2 protein-coding genes are annotated in these 1,050 nt (G+C 72.4%); both read right to left on the reverse strand.

Annotated features, from left to right (window positions below):
- The coding region (locus GGD89_RS19675) for an ArdC family protein (protein ID WP_184049262.1) at positions 1-734 on the reverse strand (734 nt) is incomplete at its 3' end.
- Positions 724-966, reverse strand: coding sequence for a hypothetical protein (locus tag GGD89_RS19680; RefSeq protein WP_184049265.1), 243 nt, complete (start codon positions 964-966; stop codon positions 724-726). The genes GGD89_RS19680 and GGD89_RS19675, both read right to left, overlap by 11 nt.
- Between the last annotated feature and the right edge of the window lie 84 nt (positions 967-1,050).

A 1,050-nucleotide genomic window follows, 5' to 3' on the forward strand; every position in this document is an offset into this window, starting at 1 on the left:
GCCAGTTCGGCGCGCAGCTCCTCCTCGGCATAGCGGGCCGAGCCGAAGCCGCCGGAGAGATCCCGGTTCAGGCGCGTCCTGCTCCCGCTGGCGTGACCGAGTTCGTGCAGCGCCGTGGCGTAGTACTCCTCGGCGCCCAGGAAGCGGGATTTGTCGGGCAGGTGGATGCGATCGGTGGCCGGGCGGTAGAAGGCCCGGTCGCCCTGGTCATGGACGATGGGCACGCCCCCTTGCGCCAACACGGCCTCGGCCCGGGGGATGGGCGCGAAGGCCGGATCGGTGATGGCGGGCGCCGTGAAGGGCTCCAAACCATCGATCTGGCTGGCGTTGAACACCGTGGCGTGGAAGACGCGGGGCCGCTCCAGGCTGAAGGTTTGCCGGCGCGGCGTGCCCGCCGCGTCGCGGACCGGCTGTCCGGCCTCGTCCAGGACCGGTTTGGTCTCGGTCCACTGCCAGTATTCCACGGGGGTGCCGCGTTCGCCCTTGCGCACCTGGGCGTCGACGCCTTGCGCCTGCCGGTAGGTCATCCAGCGGGGATCGGCGTGGCCCTGCATCTCCAGCCAGAGGGCGTTGATGCCGCGATAGGTGGCGTTGGTGACCGGGTTGTGGGGCGCCAGGCGATGGACGTCCGGCTTCCAGGGTTTGAGCCAGGCGGCGGTGCCGGCCTCGATATGGCCGAGGATCTCGGCCACCACGCGCTCGCGGAAGGAGGGCTTGGCGGGCTTAGACGTCATCGTCGCCGCCCTCCGTGCCGTCCCCGTCGTCGGCCCCGTCGTCGGCCCCGGCGAACAGGCTGTCGAGCGCGTCCTCAAGCGAGAGGGCGTCCTCGGCGAAGGCGCCCATGGCCTCGGCGAGGTCGGGGTCCACGGCCACCGGCTCGGCCGAGGCGGCCTCGTCGATCCAGGCGGCCGCCGTGTTCCGGTCGTCCCGGTCGGCCTCGGGGGTGGGGTCGTCAGGCCCGGTCATGGCGAGATCTCCCCCTGATGCGTCTTCCGGTCTCCGTCGGTGTCGGGGGCGTCGGTGTCCGTGACGTCGGGGGCGCCCGGGCCG

Source organism: Roseospira visakhapatnamensis (assembly GCF_014197915.1).
Taxonomy (GTDB): domain Bacteria; phylum Pseudomonadota; class Alphaproteobacteria; order Rhodospirillales; family Rhodospirillaceae; genus Rhodospira; species Rhodospira visakhapatnamensis.